The 15,942-nt window shown below is 46.3% G+C and carries 15 protein-coding genes; 11 read left to right on the top strand and 4 right to left on the bottom strand.

The window, feature by feature from the left end; genetic code table 11:
- Positions 1 to 14: 14 nt before the first annotated feature.
- The gene (locus ACLI09_RS00320; RefSeq protein WP_411417579.1) at positions 15 to 422 is read right to left on the bottom strand and encodes a hypothetical protein; all 408 of its coding nucleotides are present in this window, start codon (positions 420 to 422) and stop codon (positions 15 to 17) included.
- Between the two features lie 152 nt (positions 423 to 574).
- On the opposite strand from ACLI09_RS00320, the gene ACLI09_RS00315 reads away from it, so the two are divergent.
- From ACLI09_RS00315 to ACLI09_RS00305, 3 genes are all read left to right on the top strand, one after another.
- On the top strand, positions 575 to 1,075 hold the full coding sequence (locus tag ACLI09_RS00315) for a copper resistance protein NlpE (RefSeq protein ID WP_411417578.1): 501 nt from the start codon (positions 575 to 577) through the stop codon (positions 1,073 to 1,075).
- Positions 1,076 to 1,271: 196 nt separating this feature from the next.
- Positions 1,272 to 2,045: a zinc-dependent peptidase gene (locus ACLI09_RS00310; RefSeq protein WP_411418003.1), complete on the top strand. Its 774-nt coding sequence runs from the start codon at positions 1,272 to 1,274 to the stop codon at positions 2,043 to 2,045.
- A gap of 305 nt (positions 2,046 to 2,350) precedes the next feature.
- On the top strand, positions 2,351 to 5,452 hold the full coding sequence (locus ACLI09_RS00305; protein WP_411417577.1) for a right-handed parallel beta-helix repeat-containing protein: 3,102 nt from the start codon (positions 2,351 to 2,353) through the stop codon (positions 5,450 to 5,452).
- Positions 5,453 to 5,702: 250 nt separating this feature from the next.
- Here the strand turns inward: ACLI09_RS00305 and ACLI09_RS00300 are convergent, their stop codons facing one another.
- The 3 genes from ACLI09_RS00300 to ACLI09_RS00290 form a co-directional block, all read right to left on the bottom strand.
- Complete coding sequence (locus tag ACLI09_RS00300) at positions 5,703 to 7,232, bottom strand: discoidin domain-containing protein (RefSeq protein ID WP_411417576.1); 1,530 nt, start codon at positions 7,230 to 7,232, stop codon at positions 5,703 to 5,705.
- A 372-nt stretch (positions 7,233 to 7,604) separates the two neighbouring features.
- Positions 7,605 to 8,324, bottom strand: a complete 720-nt coding sequence (locus ACLI09_RS00295) for a hypothetical protein (RefSeq protein ID WP_411417575.1) — start codon at positions 8,322 to 8,324, stop codon at positions 7,605 to 7,607.
- Positions 8,325 to 8,418: 94 nt separating this feature from the next.
- Positions 8,419 to 9,204 carry an alpha/beta fold hydrolase gene (locus tag ACLI09_RS00290; protein ID WP_411417574.1) on the bottom strand — a complete coding sequence of 262 codons (786 nt, stop codon included), beginning with the start codon at positions 9,202 to 9,204 and terminating at the stop codon, positions 8,419 to 8,421.
- Positions 9,205 to 9,510: 306 nt separating this feature from the next.
- Here ACLI09_RS00290 and ACLI09_RS00285 point away from each other — a divergent pair, with 306 nt between their 5' ends.
- The 8 genes from ACLI09_RS00285 (at position 9,511) to ACLI09_RS00250 (ending at position 15,917) form a co-directional block, all read left to right on the top strand.
- Positions 9,511 to 10,272, top strand: a complete 762-nt coding sequence (locus ACLI09_RS00285; RefSeq protein WP_411417573.1) for an exodeoxyribonuclease III — start codon at positions 9,511 to 9,513, stop codon at positions 10,270 to 10,272.
- A 52-nt stretch (positions 10,273 to 10,324) separates the two neighbouring features.
- A complete protein-coding gene (locus ACLI09_RS00280; RefSeq protein ID WP_411417572.1) occupies positions 10,325 to 11,293 on the top strand; it encodes an OmpA family protein in 969 nt (322 codons plus the stop codon).
- Between the two features lie 221 nt (positions 11,294 to 11,514).
- Positions 11,515 to 11,901: an OB-fold protein gene (locus ACLI09_RS00275; RefSeq protein WP_411417571.1), complete on the top strand. Its 387-nt coding sequence runs from the start codon at positions 11,515 to 11,517 to the stop codon at positions 11,899 to 11,901.
- A gap of 22 nt (positions 11,902 to 11,923) precedes the next feature.
- Positions 11,924 to 12,766 carry a DUF5777 family beta-barrel protein gene (locus ACLI09_RS00270; RefSeq protein ID WP_411417570.1) on the top strand — a complete coding sequence of 281 codons (843 nt, stop codon included), beginning with the start codon at positions 11,924 to 11,926 and terminating at the stop codon, positions 12,764 to 12,766.
- Between the two features lie 11 nt (positions 12,767 to 12,777).
- A complete protein-coding gene (locus tag ACLI09_RS00265) occupies positions 12,778 to 13,137 on the top strand; it encodes a cytochrome c (protein ID WP_411417569.1) in 360 nt (119 codons plus the stop codon).
- A gap of 7 nt (positions 13,138 to 13,144) precedes the next feature.
- Positions 13,145 to 13,687, top strand: coding sequence for a YceI family protein (locus tag ACLI09_RS00260; RefSeq protein WP_411417568.1), 543 nt, complete (start codon positions 13,145 to 13,147; stop codon positions 13,685 to 13,687).
- Positions 13,688 to 13,706: 19 nt separating this feature from the next.
- Positions 13,707 to 14,225, top strand: coding sequence for an ankyrin repeat domain-containing protein (locus tag ACLI09_RS00255; RefSeq protein ID WP_411417567.1), 519 nt, complete (start codon positions 13,707 to 13,709; stop codon positions 14,223 to 14,225).
- 15 nt (positions 14,226 to 14,240) lie between these two features.
- A complete protein-coding gene (locus tag ACLI09_RS00250) occupies positions 14,241 to 15,917 on the top strand; it encodes a T9SS type A sorting domain-containing protein (RefSeq protein WP_411417566.1) in 1,677 nt (558 codons plus the stop codon).
- Positions 15,918 to 15,942: the final 25 nt, after the last annotated feature.

Here is a 15,942-nt window from a genome sequence, read left to right as displayed (position 1 = left end):
CTTTAAGATGTTAACTACCTCACTAAAATGCCATCCTTAAACAGCACAGGCAGTTCAGTTACATTCTCTTCATTAATACTCCCGGCTTTAAACACAAACTTATTATCATATAACGTGTTGCCTTTAAAAAATGTAACCATAAACGCGTTATTAAGCGCCACTACGCTGGTTTCTATAAGTTCTATTTTTACGGCGGTACCGGGCAGCACTTCTACAAATGCGTGGCGCAGGCTGCTGGTTTTACGCTCTTCGCCATCTATAAGCCCGTAAGCGCTGCTTACTATTATCACGCTCTCCAGGGGTTCGGTACCGTTGTTTATAAGGTACGCATACCAGGTTTTTTCCATAAAGTCGTCGTTCCATTCCTGTAGTGCAGCCACGTATACGTTTTCAACTTTTGGTATTATTATATCTTTTTTCATCAGTTATTAATATTAAAAACAAGGCCGCAAAGTTACGGAAACATCGTTTCATTTTTACGCCAATAATGGTTGCTCGATATGCAGGTTTATGAAATTTTTGGCACTGCCACGATTTTAAAAATTTTACCTTTAAATAACTAAAAAATATAACCATGAAAAAAGTACTTATACCCTGCCTGGGTGCACTGCTATTATTTGCAACAGGCTGTAAGGATGCAGAAAATAAAAATACCATACAACAGCAGGAACAGGGTACACTGCCCAACTCTACAGTAGATACCATACCGCCGCAGGTGCTGGATACCATGACCGCCGATACCGTTGCCGCCAATACCGAAAAACCGGTATGGTACGGCAGCTACAGCGGTAGCCTCCCTTGCGGCGACTGCAAGGGCATACTCACAAAACTAACCCTTAACGCTGATAATACCTATATGCTGTCTTCGCAGTATTTAGGTAAGGAGAACAAGCCAAACATTTACAAAGGCACCTATAACCTTGACGATAAAAAAATTGTAACGCTGGATGCCGAGGGCGACCACCTTAAATTTTTGGTAAAGGCAGAGGACGAGATGCTCGTAAAGCTGGATAAATTTGGCGATCCCGAAAAAGGTGGCCCGGCAGCGCGGTATTTTTTGCATAAGATGGCGTAGGGAGCCTTAACCCTTAAACTTTGCCATATTAATTTACTATTCCCGGGGAGTAAATAGCAGCTTTGCTACTGTTTTAGTCGCGGATTAGCCGAGATTTAGGGTGTTCTTCTTACTGTACTATCAGCCGCTCCTCAAATAGCCGGCGGCGTAACGCGAGTGTAAAATAAGTATCTTTGTCCTCAAATTTAATCAGATGATTGCCTACGTTGTTTTACTGCTGTTTATTATTGGGGCAGGTGTTCTTATTTTCAGGAAACCAAAAAAAGCAATAGTGCAACCATTCCCGGCCCAATGGCAGGAGCTTTTACTGGAGAACGTAAACTTTTACAGGAAGCTTAATCAGCAAAGGCAGCAGGAATTTCAGCAGCGTATAATGAAATTTCTTAGCGAAGTATATATTGAAGGTGTGCAAACCGAGCTTACTGATTTTGATAAAATACTGATAGCCAGCAGTGCGGTAATTCCTGTATTTGGCTTTGCCGAATGGCAGTACACCAACCTGAGTGGCGTGCTGCTCTACCCGGACCATTTTAACCACGACCTTGAATTTGCCGATGGTGCCGATTCACGCAACATAGGCGGCATGGTGGGAAGCGGCCGGTTTGAAAACCAGATGATACTTTCACGCAGGGCGCTGTACCACGGCTTTGATAATACCACCGATAAGGGCAATACGGGCATACACGAGTTTGTGCACCTTATAGATAAAATGGACGGCCTTGTTGATGGTATTCCAGAGGCTTTGCTGCCACACCAGTATGCAGTACCCTGGCTAAAGCTGATGCACAAAAGTATGGAGGCTATAAATGATGATACATCAGACATACGGCACTATGGCGGTACAAGCCAGGCCGAATTCTTTGCCGTAGCTGCCGAATATTTTTTTGAACGGCCTGACCTGCTCCGCATTAAGCACCCCGAATTATACAAAATGATGCTTGCGTGCTTTAACCCGAAGACACATGGGTAAAGCATAGCAAATTAGCGTTGCCCGAAATAGGGAATTATTAAAAAATGAAGCTATCAGAACTGATAGCTTCATTTTTTAATGTAGTACCTTAACACTTATTTAGGAGGGCTATTCCTGCTTAAAAAGATTAAAAAATTATAAAGTTTTGTTAAACCCATATTGTGTTTATTTTTTAAAAACTCCAGTAACCACAAGCTATACCAGAGATATTTGTCCAAAAATTATATAGTTTGCAATGTGTATTAAGAAACCCTTAAGAACCCGTTGTCGTAGCTTAGAGATGTAATACATAACAAACAACATTTATGAAAAAAACAGTTACTCTCTTCAAAAATCTGTTTTTCATCTTTATGCTTGCCGGGCTTACTGCCAATGCGCAATCTATAACGGTGACTAACACTAACGACACCGGTGCAGGCTCTTTCAGGCAGGCAGTAGCCGATATCGCGGCAGGCGGAACCATCCTGTTTGACGCTTCGGCCAATGGCACTATCACGCTGCAATCGGCAGTAACCATCGACAAAAATATTACCATAAACGGTAACGGCGATGACGATACCGTTTTCAGCGGCGGTGGTACTACCCGCATCCTTACCGTTACAGGCGTAGGTATGCTAACCATTAACAACGCAGGCTTTATTAATGGCATGTCGACAGATAATGGTGGGGCTATTCTTTCCACATCCTCTACGCTGCTTATTTACAATGCTGCATTTGCAGACAACGAAGCTACCGGAGCAGCGGCAACACAGGGTGGTGGCGCTATTTTTATTGATGGCGGTACCGTAACGGTAAACTCAACAGATTTTACCGATAACTCGGCCACAGGCACATCGGGCAGTGGCGGTGCGGTATTTGTAGGCACCGGTGCAAACCTTACTATTAACGGCGCTACCTTTACCGGCAACAGTGCTGTGAGGGCCGGCGGCGCAATTGAGGGCAACAGCGGCGCGGGCACTACCGTAGCACTAACCGAGGTAATACTTGACGACAACAGCGCTGGCGCAAACCCCGGAAACGGAGGCGGACTGCACATTACCGGAGCCGGAAACACTACGCTTACCGGCTGTACAGTTACTGACAATACCGCAGCAGCAGAAGGCGGCGGATTGTGGAACGGTACCGGTACCATGACCATACAGAACGTAAACATTACAGGCAATACAGCAAGCGGCGCAGGTGCAGACCAGGGCGGCGGCGGTATTTATAACCTTAATGGCGGTACGATAAACATCAACAACTCGGTTATAACCGATAATACTGCTGATGGAGCAGCCGGAAGCGGCGGCGGTATCCTTAACGATGTGGGCAGTATGTTAACCATTACCAATACCGAAATAAGCGGCAATACCAGTAACCGTGCCGGCGGTGGTATAGAAGATAATTCAGGTGCTACAGGTATGGTAACCCTAACTAATGTAACCCTTTCAGATAACGTTACAAATACATCTCCGGGCAATGGCGGTGGCCTTCACGTAACGGGTGCCGGTACCGTTAACATTACAGGCGGTACAATTTCCGGCAACAGTGCAGGCGCAGAAGGCGGAGGTTTATGGAACGGTACAGGTACCATGACCATAGACGGTACCGAGATAACCGGTAACACAGCCGGCGGCGCAGGCGCCGACCAGGGTGGTGGCGGAATTTACAACCTTAATGGCGGTACCCTTACTATTACCGATGCTACAATAAGCAATAATACGGCTACGGGCGCTTCAGGAAGCGGCGGAGGCATCCTTAACGATGCAGGCTCGCAGCTAACCATTACCGATACTGAAATTTCGGGTAACACGGCAAACCGTGCCGGTGGTGGTATTGAAGATAATTCGGGTGCTACAGGAATGGTGACGCTTACTAACGTAGATCTTACCGGCAATACTACATTTACCTCACCAGGTAATGGCGGCGGCCTGCACGTAACGGGTGCGGGTACTGTAAACATTACAGGCGGAACCGTTGCAGATAACACCGCAGGCGCCGAAGGTGGTGGCTTATGGAACGGTACAGGCACCATGACTATAAGCGGTACCGAGATAACAGGCAATACAGCCGATGGCGATGGCCCCGACCAGGGCGGTGGTGGTATCTACAACCTTAATGGCGGTACCCTTACCATAACAAATGCTGTTATAAGCGATAACTCGGCTACCGGAACGGCGGGCAGCGGCGGCGGTATCCTTAACGATGTGGGCAGTATGCTTACCATTACAGATACCGAAATTTCGGGTAACTCAGCAAACCGCGCTGGCGGTGGTATTGAAGATAACTCAGGCACCAGCACCATAGTGCTTACTGATGTAGACCTTACCGGAAACTCAGCGGGCACGGCACCGGGCAACGGCGGCGGGCTTCATATTACAGGCCTTGGCAGTGCTACCATAACAGGTGGTACCATTAGCGGCAACACCGCTGTAGAAGGAGGCGGCTTATGGAACGGCACCGGTACCATGACTGTAAATAATGCAACAATATCGGGCAATACGGCTACAGGCGGTACTACAACCGATGGCGGCGGCGGTATCTTTAACAACGGCGGTACACTTTCGGTAAACGCGTCTGCAATTACAGCAAATACGGCTACGGGCTTGTTTGGCCGTGGCGGCGGTATACACATAAACGGCGGTACAGCAACGTTATTCAGGAGCACTATATCGGGAAACACGTCCGTTGCCAATGCGGGTGGTATTTACAACACAGGTACGCTTACAGTTAACGCAAACACGATTACGCTAAACACAGCTACTGTTAACGGAGGAGGTATCTATAATAATTCCGCTACTGCGGCAACAGTAAAAAACACCATTGCATCGGGCAACCTTGCCTTATTGGGCGGTGCGGATGTGTTTAGCGAAACCGGCAGCATCACTTCAGCAGGGTATAACCTGATAGGAATTGATACCGATGATTTTACGGAAAATGAAAACGACATTACCGGTACCGTAGCCAATCCGCAATCGGCAAGCCTGCTTGCTTTAGAAGACGATGAAGATGGTGTGCCTTATCACCCGTTTGACTGTCCAAGCGATGCCGCAGATATGGGCGACCCGGATAGTACCTTTAACGACCAGCTGGGTATGGCTGTATTTAACGGCAGGCGCGACATAGGTGCTTTTGAAGCCCAGGAAGAGTGCGCCGTGGCAGCTGTTGCCGATTTTACCTCGCTTAAAAGCAGGATTTTCCCTAACCCGTCTGTAAATGGTTTGGTTAACATACAACTTTCGCAAAACCATAGTGCCGAAGCCAGTATTGCCATTTATGAGCTTGCTACCGGCAAACTTATACAAACTATAAATATAGGTACGGGAACCACTGCACTAGACCTGCAAAATGTAGCCTCTGGCACTTATATCATGAAAATTGTTTCAGATACTACCACCGAAACCCATAAGGTTATCGTTGGCAGGTAATTATTTGGTTTTTAAAATACCCCATATAAAGAAAACCGGCCGCCTGATTAAAGGGCAGCCGGTTTTGTTATATAAGCCTCACCCCGACCCCTCTGTAAAAGAAAGGAGAGCAGCTTCATTCAATGGTAGCAAAGTACTACTACTCGAATTACCGAATTAACACATCTACGAATCAACAAAAAAAAACCCTCCGGCATTCCTAATTTCGGAGGGTTAAAATTCAAAAAATTATTACTAAAAAAACGCTTTCTTACTTGACGATGAGCTTAGTGCTATGGCCATCGGCTGTTACAATATAAATGCCGGTAGCAAGCCCGCTAATGTTTACGGCGGTGTCTCCCGCGGAAACATACTGCTTATGCACCAGGGCACCATACTGGTTGTAAATATTTACTGTAGTAGTATTTAAGGCAGTAATGTTTATAACCCCATGTGCCGGATTAGGGTACAGGCTAAGGTTTTGTTTGCCAAATTGCTGTGTGCCGCTGGTGCTGCCTTCGGTAATATCTATCCAGTTGATGTTATAAGCCGCTGCTACAGTAAGCAGCCTCAGCACGTGGTTGCCCTCAGTAAGCGCCAGCGACGTGCTTATAGTTTGCCATACCTGCCAGCCACCGGTATTGGGTACGTTTATATTATCAATAGTAAGTGCCTCACCATCTATCATCAACTGTATTTCGCCGGTATCTATGGCGCTCGCTACGCGTAGGGCTATAGTATAGGTTCCGTTAGCAGGTACGTTAATATTATAGTCCATATAATCGCCTGCATCGGTATACCCTACAGATTCGCCACCGCCTTCATCAGTAGTAGCTTCGGTTTGCACACCGCTCATGGCAGCAAAATCTTCTGCCTGTATAAGGGCCGGAATTTCGATATACTCAACAGGGGTGGTTGTTTCTTCCCCACATACTTCAAACTCGTATATACTATAGCCATAAGGCGTATTGCGGCTTACGCCGTCCATCCTTAGCCAGCGGTATTCGGCATCAATACCAAAAATGGCATCAGTACGCGGGCCGGGGGCCATATCGGTAAGGTGTTCTATATCCGTCCAGTTTTCGCCATCGTTACTACCACGCAGGTAATATTCTTTTGCGTTGGCAGTTTCCCAGCTTATATTTACGCCGTGCACCATGGTAGTAATACCCAGGTCTACCGTAAGGCTTTGTGGATCTGCAGCTTCGCTCTCCCAGCGTGACGCCATGTTGCCGTCTATAGCAAGGGTAGCAATTCCTGTGCTTGCCTCTGCTGCCGCTGCGGTTATCGCGTTGCATACCGGTGGCGGTACTATTGCCGTGCTGCATATATTAACCTCATATATGCTATAGCCGTAAGGGGTAGTGCGTGTAATGCCGTCAATTTTTAACCATTGGTACTGGGCGTTAATGCCTTCTATAATATCGGTACGCTGCCCGGCAGGCATATCAGTTTTATATACAATATCTACCCAGTTAGTGCCGTCTACACTACCGCGCAGGTAGTACTCTTTAGCATTTGCGGTTTCCCATTCTATGGTAATTGCATTAACATCGCTTAGCGCGCCCAGGTCTATTGTAAGGCTTTGGGGGTCGGCGGCTTCACTCTCCCAGCGGGTGGCGCTATTGCCGTCTATTGCCGCGGCGGCATTTCCGGTAGTTGCAGTTGCCGAAACAGGTGTAACGAGTTCGCAGTCCGGCGGCGCTACCGTAGCGACAGCACCATGGGCATTAACAAGCGGCAGTGCGTTTGCCTGCCACATCCCTAAAATAAGTAATGCAAAACAGTAATTTTTTTTCATAATGCAAGATTTTGGTTATTTGGTAATTCAAAAAGTTTTTGGAAAGGCTAGTGATTATAATAATAATTAGCACTTGTTTACTGCGAAATTATTAATAAACCATATATTGTAGAGGTGCATGTGTAGTGTTGTATAGGTAAAAACAACAAAAATTTACATTTTCACTATATCGATATAGTAAAGATGGTGGGGTTGTATAGTGATTGCCGGATAATAGCGATGAAACTAAATTTCAGTTTTATCAAAAAATACCCATTAATGGGTATTGCGCAGCATGCGTTTGGGGTGTAATTTGGCTCCTGTTTAAATGACAGTTAATCACACCAACCAGTGAAACAAATAATCCTCCGGCGTTCTGCTCAGGAGGATTTTTTATTTGTTGTAATAGGGGCTGTCCCAAATGTAGGCGTTAAAGTTTTTTCCTTTCCAAAAACAGTAATACAGTGCTATGCCGCAAAATGCTTTAAAGCTAAACAGGAAGCCTAAGAGCATAAACTGGCCTGTATGCGTACCGGTAAAAAGCAGCTTTGTAATAAGTGCAGTAAACACCAGGCTGGCAAGGGCAAGAAACGCCAGAAGCGAGCCAAAATCGCGCATGGGGCGTACCATAACTTTACGGAACTTGCTGAGGTCGTTGCCCCACTTATGTATGAGGTAGTAATAACCGTTGCCGATAGGCGCAAACAGTAGCGGGTCGTCATAATTTTCAAGATGAAACTGGCTTGACGGTGCCACAATCTTAAAACCCTGTAGTGTAGTGCGATGTTGTTTTTCGAGGTGCTTTATTTTCGAGACAGCTTCGTGGGGAATGGCGCTTTTATACAGATGGCTTCCTAAAAACCGTAGGCGGTAATCGATACAAATAGCCTTAATCTGGTTGATATGGAAAATACTGTCTGATTCCAGAAGGTCAAAGACAAACAGGTTTTCATCAGTCCCTTCACCGTTGCACAGCTGTTGTTTTATGGCGTCCCGTGCCGCTTCATCACGGTTAAGAATGCTTTTTACGGAATCCATCAGCGCATCTTCGGTAACTGCTTTACGCCTTTTTTGCAAAAGGGCATCATTAAGGTTATTTGTTTCCCACCACATTGTTCGCCATTTAAGATTAATACCTTTAAAATTAACCAAATATAAATAACAGTTAACTGGCACAAACGTTAAAATTCCTGCTTTCTTAAATTAACTACTTCACGCCTTTAAAAAATTCCAGTGTTTCTTTAAGTAAATCGTCGCGGTTTTCTATATGCGCCATGTGACCGTAGGGGTAGGAAACAAGTTTAACGGCAGTGCCTTCTGCCTGCGGGGCGTGCTCGCTGTACACCAGGCTTTGGTCTTTTTTGCCCAAAACGAGCAGGATAGGATAGGGGGCAAAATGCAGCAGCACCTCGCGGTCTTTGCGTATCTTCATCCCTTCAAGCGCGGCCACTATGCCCTGCACAGGGGTTTGCACCGCATCGGCCTTAAGCTGTTCTATTTCGGGTGCATACTTTTCACGGTTTTCTTCGCTAAAAAGGTTGGCAATGCTCATACGCACAAAATTAACAGCGCTTTGTTTAACGGCTATTACGGCACGGTCGCGGTTAGCCTTGCGCTCATCGCTGTCGGCAAGGGCGCTGCTGTTTTGCAGTAAAAGGCCTTTAACCACATCAGGATATAATTCGGCAAAAGCCAGCGCCACATAACCACCCATGCTGTGCCCCATCACCATGGCCTTGCGGATGCGCAGTTCCTGTAATACGGCATGCACGGCATCAGCCTGGTCTTCCATAGTGTGAATATAGCCCAGGCAGCCGGTTGCACCATGCCCCAGCAGGTCAAGCGTTATAACCCTGTATTTTTTAGCGTACTCCTCTACAAAAAAATCCCACATGGCTTGGTTTTCAAGGAAACCGTGCAGTAGTACTATACAAGCACCCTTACCGGTATCGGTATAGCTTATGGAAATATTTTTGTAAGATAGTTGTTTCAAGTTTCAAGGTATATCATTAGGTACAAATTTAAAGATTTTATAGCATAAGACATATATGTTTTATAAAGGTTTAGTATTTATCCCTTCCACAGCCCTCCCCGAAAAGGAGGGGTCAGCTTCACTCGGATGTTTGAGTGCGAGTTCGCCGCAATGTCGTAGTATTTGTTGGCGAACTGTACCCGTCAGTTGGCTCCCTCCCTTTCGGGGAGTAATGGAGAGGGGAGTTCAAAGGCTGTTGTGCGCGATATTTATAAGATTTTTTTCTTTTAAAAATTTTAACTATTTTTGGGAAACCAAATTGCATAAATGAGAATCATTTCATACAACGTAAACGGCATACGCGCCGCCTATACCAAAGGATTTATAGACTGGCTAAAGCAGGCCAACCCGGATATTATCTGCCTTCAGGAAACCAAGGCCAATGTAGACCAGGTAGACGTGCAGCACATAGAAGAGGCAGGTTACCCCTACCACTACTGGTTTAGCGCCCAGAAAAAGGGGTATAGCGGCGTTGCGATATTTAGCAAGCACAAGCCTAATAATGTAGTATACGGTACCAGCATACCCCACATGGATTTTGAAGGCCGCAACATCCGGCTTGATTTTGATACCTTTAGCGTTATGAGCCTGTACCTGCCCAGCGGCACTAACATAGACAGGCTGGACCATAAGTTTAAATACATGGCCGATTTTCAGGAATACATAAACACATTAAGGCTGGAGCATCCTAACCTCATCATCTGTGGCGATTATAACATTTGCCATGAGGCTATAGATATTCACGACCCTATACGCAATGCAAAAGTTTCTGGCTTTTTGCCGGAAGAGCGCGCCTGGCTCGACGGGTTTATAAAAAGCGGGTTTATAGATACCTTCCGCCATTTTAATAAAGACCCCCACCATTATAGCTGGTGGAGCTACCGCGCCAATGCCCGCAACAATAACAAGGGCTGGCGTATAGACTATGCGCTGGCTACCGAGCCTATGCGTGAGCGCCTTACCCGCGCCGTGATATTGCCCGAGGCCAGGCACAGCGACCACTGCCCCATACTGGTAGAGTTTGACTAAAGAGGTTTTGCTCAAAAAGAACAATTGTTGACCACTAAAAATTTACACAAATATGAACATCAAAACAATTTCGGCAGGGTTACTGGCACTTGCGCTTACTACCAGCAGCTGTGTTTCTAAAAAGGTTTACAAGGACCTTGAAAACAAATATGCCGACCTTAAAAAGGAAAGCCGCGACATTGCCGACCAGAATGCCGCGCTGAGTAAAGAAAAAAATGAACTTGACCTGAAAAGCAAAGACCTGCAAAGCCAACTGGATAAAGCCATTGCCGAGCGCGATAAGCTACAGGCCGATTATACCGCTACTAAAGCCAGCCTTGACAACCTTAAGGCCAGCTATACAGCACTTGAAAAAGACAGCAGCAGCGCCCTTGATGCTAATGTAAAAAAGAACCGCGAACTGCTTGCCCAGCTTGAGGCAAAAGAAAAAGCCCTGGCAGCCGAAAGGGAAAGACTTGACAAAATAAGCGCGGAACTGAAAGACCGCAGCGAGCGTGTAAATGAACTGGAAAGCAAGATGGCCGCGCAGGAAGCCGGCATGAGTGCCCTAAAAGACAAGCTGAGCAAGGCCCTTAACAGCTTTGAGGGCAAAGGCCTTACCGTAGAGCACAAAAACGGAAAGGTATATGTTAGCATGGAAAATAAGTTACTCTTTGGCTCCGGGTCGTGGACGGTAGGCACCGAAGGTAAAAAAGCAGTGGTTGAAGTAGCCAAAGTATTAGGCGATAACCCGGATATATCGGTACTTATAGAAGGCCATACCGATAACGTGCCCTATAACGGCGGCAACGGCGTGTCTGATAACTGGGATCTTAGTACCAAGCGCGCAACGGCCATTGTAAACATTATAAAAGAGAATAAAAAAGTAGACCCTAAAAACCTTACGGCCGCCGGCCGCAGCGAGTATGCACCTGTAGCCAGCAATGATACCGCAGAGGGCAAAAGCAAAAACCGCCGTATAGAAATTATACTTACGCCGAAACTTGACGAAATAAGCAAGCTGCTTAACGAAGTAAAGTAGGCGCATAAAACACAGATTAAACAAGGCTGCCGGAACTATAGTTCCGGCAGCCTTGTTTTTTATAGCGATGAGTGTGTATATCAAACTTTTCAAATTCTAAGCCAAACACCGTAAATACTAACCCGCATCGTGGCAATACACAATAGCTCCTAAATGTTTCGTGCTAATAGTTAATTTCGTTAACTTAATTACAATGCCACGGGCTTTATACCAAACTGTTGATGAAAAATAGGGTTTTAATAATTTCGATTGTCATTATAATAACTGCCTTTGCAGGCGCTTATGTTTGGTACGGCTACCTCTACAAAGGCACACGTGATGTTAACAGCGAAGAAGCGGCCTATACCATAACCGCCGACAGCCTTACGGCCGATTACCAGGCCGCGCAGCAAACAGCCGATGCTAAGTACCTGAACAAAACCATAGTGGTAAGCGGCATAGTAACTACCGTTGCAGACAGTGTTGTTACGCTAAATGACAGGGTGTTTTGTGGCTTCGAGAAAAAGATGAATGAACCTGAAGGTAAGGAGGTTACCATAAAAGGCAGGTGCATAGGCTATGATGAGCTATTTGGCGAGGTAAAGCTCGACCAGTGTACCCTTAAATAAGCACCATATAACACCTAATATAATGAAAAGATTACTATCTATTGCCTGCCTCTTGGGTGCAATGTTTGCACATGGGCAGGACGACCTCCTTAGCGAACTCGACTCTACACAGGTAGATGACGGCTATGCTTCAGCGGCTTTTAAGGGCCTGCAAATTATAACGCTTCAAACCACAAAAATGCCTGCGGCTAATGAATGGTATGTAGTGGTGTCCCACCGCTTTGGTTCGGTAGAAAAAGGGTTTGATACTTTTTTCGGGCTGGATAATGCCACTACAAAACTGGGCGCTATTTATGGTGTAAACAGCTGGCTTTCGGCAAGCTTTTCACGCCATACGCTGCTTAAAATGTATGAGGGCTCGCTTAAATACAGGCTGGCACGGCAGGGTAACGATTTTCCGGTAGATATTGCGGGCTACAGCACTATTGATGTAAACTCGTTCATTGAAAAAGACGAATATCCGGGGCTTGAATTTTCAGACCGGCTTATATATATACACCAGCTGCTTATATCACGCAAGTTTAATAAGGCGCTGTCGCTGGAGCTGGTACCCTCATTTATACATAAAAACCTGTATGAACCTACACTGGAAAACAATGACCAGTTTTCACTTGGCACCGGTGGCCGCATAAAGCTAACCAAGCGCATGTCGCTAAACCTGGAATATGCGTATAATTTTGATAAGCCAGATTATTACAAAAATCCACTATCAGTGGGGCTTGATATAGAAACAGGCGGCCACATCTTCCAGATGGTATTTACTAATTCGCAGGCCATGACCGAGAGCGGTTACCTTACTTCTGCCGCGGGCGACTGGGGCAAAGGCGATTTTTTCTTTGGGTTTAACTTATACAGGGTATTTTAAAAATTGCAGCAATGATAAAAAGATATATACTATTCCCCATATTGTTGGTCGCGCTTGCTTCATGCGAGTCTACAACCTATGAGGATATACAAGACAACACGGTTATAGATGGCGATGTAACGTACAACGCTAATGTAAAAACGATAATAGACGCTAACTGCGTAAGCTGCCATACACCCGGTGGTTCGGCATCCTTCAGGCCGCTGAGTACGTATACCCAGGTTAAAGACGCGGTAGAGAATGCCGGATTGCTTGACCGTATACAGCGGCAAAACGGCGAAGACGGCGCAATGCCACAAAGCGGCAGGATGCCCCAGAGTACGATAGACATTATCTTAGAATGGGAAAATGATGGCTTATTAGAAAACTAGAATTGCTATGAAAAAGAATATTTTAATTTTAATAACCCTGCTAATTAGCAGTGTTATGGCGGCCCAGAAGTTTACCACTAAAACAGGTAATATAAGGTTTGAAGCCAGTGTGCCTTCTTTTGAGGAGGTGGCCGGCGAAAGCAAAACGGCTTCGGCGGTTGTGGTACCCGAAACGGGCGATATCGCGGTGCTTACCCTTATTAAAGGCTTCCGGTTTAAGGTTGCCCTGATGGAGGAACATTTTAATGAAAATTATGTTGAGAGTGATAAATACCCAAAAGCTACCTTTAAGGGGAAGATAGAGGGATTTGATATTTCTAAAATTTCGGCGGAAGCCAAGACATATACCGTAGCCGGCGACCTTACCCTTCACGGCAAGACGAAACATATTACCGGCCCTGCCAAGGTTTCAAAACAGGGCAATACGCTAACTATAACCGGGGCATTTGATGTAAAGCCCGCTGATTTTGACATAGAAGTGCCCGCGGTGGTTAGCAAAAAAATAGCCGACAAAATTAAAGTAACCTATAACCTGCAGCTTACAAAATAACCACTCAAAATTTAGGACTATGGAACGATTAGTTATACTCCTCATCACCGTTATCATCCCGGCATTTTGCATGGCGCAGGGCAAGGATGTTTTTGATACCGCCCGCACCGGTACGCTTGATGAGATGAAACAGCTGGTTGTAAAAAACCACGATACCATAAATGCGGTAAGCGCTATGGGCTTTTCGCCGCTTATACTGGCGTGTTACAGGGGCAACGAGCATGTGGCACAGTACCTGGCGGCAAATGTAAAAGACATAAACTTTAACAGCAGCAGCGGCACAGCACTTGCGGCAGCGGTGGTAAAGGGTAACGCCGGCCTTACTAAGCTGCTGCTGGAAAATAAGGCAAACCCTAATATTGCTGATGCTTCGGGCGTAACGCCTTTAGTATACGCTGTGCAGTTTGAGAACAAAGAAATCATCACCCTGCTGCTAAAGTATAAGGCAGATACCAAGGTAAAAGACCACGAAGGGCACTCACCTTACGACCATGCCCTTTTTACAAAGAACCCCGAGATCATTAATCTTTTCAAATAACTAAATAAAACGCTCATGAAAAAAGTATTACTCACAGCCTTACTGGCTTTTACAGCAGGGGCAGCATTCGCCCAAAGCAAAACTACAGGCACAGTTACCCTTACCACGGGCATGACTGCTAAGGTAGACCTTAACAGCGGTACTTCTACGGCTACCCTTACCCTTACTGGCCCACAAGACCGCTGGATAGCATTACAATTTGGCTCATTTGCAACCGGTGGCGGCATGCAGGACGGTACAGATGTGGTATACTACAACGGCACTACCCTTATAGACGCAAACCAAAACGGAATAGGCAGCGCGCCTTCAACCGATACTAACGACTGGACAGTAACAAGCAACACTGTAAGCGGAACCACACGCACCATAGTTGCTACCCGTGCGTTTGCAGGCGGCACCGGCGATTTTACGTTTAACTACACCGATGCTAACATTGATTTTGCCTGGGCAAGGGGGTCGAGTGCAAGTTTCTCGCTCTCTAACCACGGCAGTAACCGCGGCTATAAACTAAACCAGGCGTTTAACTGCCTTGCCCCAAATGCCCCTACAGCAGAGGCACAGTCTTTTTGTTCGCCGGCTACCGTATCCCAGCTAACTGCTACGGGTGAAGAGGGCGCTACATTCAGCTGGTATCAAAACGCAACAGGCGGTACTGCCCTTACCGGTACTACCGCCCTAAGTTCTGCCACTTACTATGTTTCTCAAACGCAAAGCGCGTGTGAAAGTACGCGTACACCGGTTGTTGTTACCGTAACTTCTGTACCGGAGCCTGGGGGTGCCATAGCCCAAACGCTGTGCAACGGCGCTACCATACAGGATATTGCTGTAACGCTGCAAGACGGCGCATCGGTAAGCTGGTATGAAAGTAATTCGGCTACAACACCTATATCATCGTTTGCAACAATAGGTAGCGGCACTTATTATGTAAGCCAAACACAGGGCAACTGCACCAGCACCCGTAAAGCCGTAACAGTTACCTTAGATATTCCCGCACTGCCCGGGGCAGCCGGGAACCAGTCGTTTTGTGAAGGCGCAACCGTGGCCGAACTTGTTGCTACAGGGACTAACCTTAAATGGTACTTAGAAAACAGCGGCACGCCTCTTGCACAAACGGCAACCTTAACTAATGGTGTATACTATGTAACACAAACGCCTGCGAACTGCGAGAGCGAAATACGTACGGTAAACGTTACTATAAATCCTATACCTGCAGGGCCGGGCGCTGCCCCTGCGCAAACCTTTGATGCCGGAGAAACAGTTGCCGACCTTCAAATTTCTATCGTGATAGGCAGTACTGTGCAATGGTATACCTTAAACGGTACTACTTATACTGCAATACCGTCAACCACTGCTCTGGTAAGCGGCACTACATATTACGTAACCCAAACCCTTAACGGCTGCGAAAGCGACTATACGGCGGTTACCGCGACAGCGGCGGCAGGCACGGCCACATTTACCATAAGCGGCCTTAAAGCCTATCCTAACCCGGTAAGCGGCATTGCTACGATTTCAGCAAATAACAGCCTTGCAGCAATACAGGTACACAACCTGCTTGGCCAGCAGGTACTGGCACAAAAAGCCTCGGGTAACAGTGCTGAGATAAATATGGCACAGCTAAGCGCGGGCACTTATATTGTAAAAGTAACTGCCGATAATGGCGCTACCGCTACAGTACGTGTTGTAAAACAATAAGTATATATATTAGGTTTTCTTATAT

Origin of the sequence: Flavobacterium sp. RHBU_24 (assembly GCF_046613695.1) — a bacterium.
Taxonomy (GTDB): Bacteria; Bacteroidota; Bacteroidia; order Flavobacteriales; family Flavobacteriaceae; genus Flavobacterium.
Note: the sequence above shows the minus strand (reverse complement) of the source record. Positions and strands in the feature narration are given on the sequence as shown.